The sequence below is a fragment of the Pseudofrankia coriaricola genome (assembly GCF_032027725.1).
GTDB lineage: Bacteria > Actinomycetota > Actinomycetes > Frankiales > Frankiaceae > Pseudofrankia.
In genome coordinates this window covers 1-3,007 of record NZ_JASNFO010000189.1, presented here as the reverse complement: position 1 = coordinate 3,007, position 3,007 = coordinate 1, and the positions used below count along the sequence as shown (strand labels likewise).

Annotated in this window: 2 protein-coding genes and 1 pseudogene; all 3 read left to right on the top strand. The window is 70.8% G+C overall.

Translation table 11 applies throughout. The features are described 5' to 3' along the window. Positions 1 to 143: 143 nt before the first annotated feature. Positions 144 to 875 (top strand): annotated as a pseudogene (locus QOZ89_RS46970) (transposase family protein); the annotation flags it as partial. Between the two features lie 35 nt (positions 876 to 910). After that, positions 911 to 1,354 carry a transposase gene (locus QOZ89_RS46965; RefSeq protein ID WP_312630391.1) on the top strand — a complete coding sequence of 148 codons (444 nt, stop codon included), beginning with the start codon at positions 911 to 913 and terminating at the stop codon, positions 1,352 to 1,354. After that, positions 1,351 to 3,007: recombinase family protein (locus QOZ89_RS46960; protein WP_312630390.1), on the top strand; the 1,657-nt coding region annotated here is incomplete at its 3' end. The genes QOZ89_RS46965 and QOZ89_RS46960, both read left to right, overlap by 4 nt.

Here is a 3,007-nt window from a genome sequence, read left to right as displayed (position 1 = left end):
TGAGCCATTCCCAGCAACGACCTGTGACGTTCGGTGACTGTTACGGGGTGTGAGTATCCCTGGGGCTGTGACAACGAGGGCGCGGGGCTCCGATAGGAAGGTTGCTCCGACCAAAGATCAACCCCAGGGAACCCCGCGCCTCGATGAGTTTCACATACACCGCCGAGTTGCCCCTCGGCGATCACACCGTCTTCCGCCTGGCGGGTCTTCTCGTCGCGGAGCGTCAACGCCGTGGCACCCGCGACGGCACCCGCACGCTGTCCGCGCTGGAACAGGCCGTCATGGTCCTGCGCTGGTTCTGTGACGGCCTCAGGGCCAGACAGCTCTTCGGGGATCATGGAGTGTCCCGGTCGGTGGGCTACCGCTACCTGCACGAGGGCATCGCCGTGCTCGCCTGGCAGGCCCCTGACCTGCGCGAAGCGCTGATGCGGGCCAGGATCGCCGGCTACGACCACCTCGTCCTCGACGGCACGGTCATCGAGACCGACCGGCTGCGCATGCCCGGCCCGACCGAAGGCGTGGACCTGTGGTGGTCCGGCAAGGCCTCCAACCACGGCGGCAACATCCAGGTCCTCTCGGCCCCCGACGACGGCTGGCCGCTGTGGGTCTCGGACGTGCGGCCCGGCCGCGAGCACGACTCGACCGCCCTGAAAGCCTCCGGCGCACTGGCGATCCTCGAGGAATGGACCGCCGACCTGCACGAGGTGCTGTTCGACCTCGGCTACGAAGGGATAGGAAGCCCGGCCGGGCCGCTCGCGATCGCGTACAAGAAGCCCAAGGGCGCCACCCTCACCGACGAACAGAAGGCACACAACCGGATCCACAACGCGCTACGCGCCGTCGGCGAACGCGCGAACGCCCTGCTCAAGGTCACCTCCCAGACCCCACCGACGACCGGTATCGCCCGTTCATGGCACTGATCGGCCAGATCATGACCCAGCCCCGCTACCGGGACGCCAGGCGAGTGTTCGTGATCGTGGACAACGGCTCGGACCACCGCGGCCAGGCCTCCATCGACCGCCTCCGTGAGGCCCACCCGACCTGCATACTGATCCACACGCCGAAGCACGCCTCCTGGTTGAACCAGGTCGAGATCTTCTTCTCCTTCGTCCAGCGGAAGGTCGTCGCGCCCTGCGACTTCGCCAGCCTCGACGAACTCGCCGACACCCTGACCGCGTTCGTCGCCCGCTACAACACCACCGCCACACCGTTCCGCTGGAAGTACACCGCGGCCGACCTCGAACGGCAGCTCGCCCGGATCCCACAGCCGGCCGCAGCCAGCGACTCACTCCTTACCGAGGCGCCTGACCACCCCCGAAGGACTTCCAGCCCGAACCACTTAGGCAGCGGATGACAGCGGGGCGGCTGGCCAGGGCGGGCCGCGGGGAGCTGGCGGTGCCGCTGCCGGCGGGATATGTGCGCCGTCCCTCGGGCGAGGTCGCCCTTGATCCGGACGAGCAGGTCCAGGCCGTGGTGCGGCTGGTGTTCGAGCTGTTCGAGCGGCTGGGCACCGTGCACGCGATGTTGCGGTTCCTGGTCGAGCATCGGGTGCAGATCGGGATGCGGGAGCGGTCGGGGCCGGGCAAGGGTGAGGTGGTCTGGCGTCCGCCTCACCAGCAGGGCCTGGTCAACATGTTGCGTAATCCGGCGTATGCGGGGATCTACGCCTACGGTCGCAGCCGCACCGAACCGTCCCGGCGGCGACCCGGTCGCGAGCACTCCGGACGGGTCCGCGGCCTGCAGGCCGGGCAGTGGCAGGTGCGTATCGAAGGGGCGCTGCCCGCTTATATCAGCGTCGAGCAGTACGAGCGGAATCTCGCCCGGATGGCCGCCAACCGGGCGCGGGCCGACAGCCTGGGGGCGGCGCGGGACGGTCCTGCGTTGCTGGCCGGGCTGGTGGTCTGCGGGCGCTGCGGCCAGCGGATGCAGGTCGCCTACGAGGCCGGAGCCGACGGACCGGTCCACCGCTACTGCTGTCAGCGACGCCACCACACCTACGGCGAACCGCGCTGCCAGCAGATGGCCGGGCGCTGCGTGGACGGCCATGTCGTCTCCCAGGTGCTGGACGCGCTGGCACCAGCGGCGCTGGAGGTGTCGCTGCGCGCGGCCGAGCAGATCGAGGCGCACCGAGTACAGGTGGACCGGATCTGGCGGCAGCGCCGGGAGCGCGCCGAGTACGCCGCCGAACGCGCTCGCCGCCAGTACCAGCTGGCCGAACCCGAAAACCGCCTGGTGGTCAGGCAGCTCGAGCGCGAGTGGGAGCAGGCGCTGGCCGCCCGGGCGCAGCTCGCCGAGGACCACGCGCGGTTCGCCCGCCAGCACCCCACCCGCCTGTCCGCCGCCGAACAGGCCGCGATCCGCGCCCTGGCCGCCGACATCCCGGCGCTGTGGTCGGCCCCGACGACCACCACGGCCGACCGCAAGAGACTGATCCGCGCCGTGGTCGACCAGGTCACGGTCACCGCCGCGGGCACCAGCGAGCAGGTGCACGCCACCATCACCTGGGCTGGCGGCCACCAGACCCACGCCGACCTGGTCCGCCCGGTGGCCCGGATCGACCAGCTGTCCTACCACCCCGCGCTGCTCACCCGGCTCGGACAGCTGGTCGCGGCCGGCCTGGACAACGCCGCGGTCGCCGACCAGCTCGCCGCCGACGGGTTCCGCACGCCCCATCTGCGCGAGCGTTTCCACGTCGGCGAGATCCAGCACCTGGTCCGCCGCCTGGGCCTGCGCCCCGGCCTGGACCACGACCGCCGCACCGACCAGGGCAGTCTCGGCCCCGACCAATGGTGGCTGACCGCCCTCGCTCGCCAGGTCGGGATGCCAGCGGCGACCTTGTACACCTGGGTACGGCGCGGCTGGGCTACCGGACAGCAAGACAGCCGACCGCCCTACCGCTGGATCATCACCGCCGACCAGGGCGAGGTCGAACGCCTGCGCGCCCTGCACCAGCTCCCAGCCGGCTACCACAACCGCCGCCGCTGGACCGACAACCCAGCCGACCAGC

Excerpts from the sequence above, each read along its gene's own strand:
- QOZ89_RS46965 (WP_312630391.1), top strand. The coding sequence starts at position 911 with ATGGCACTGATCGGCCAGATCATGACCCAGCCCCGCTACCGGGACGCC.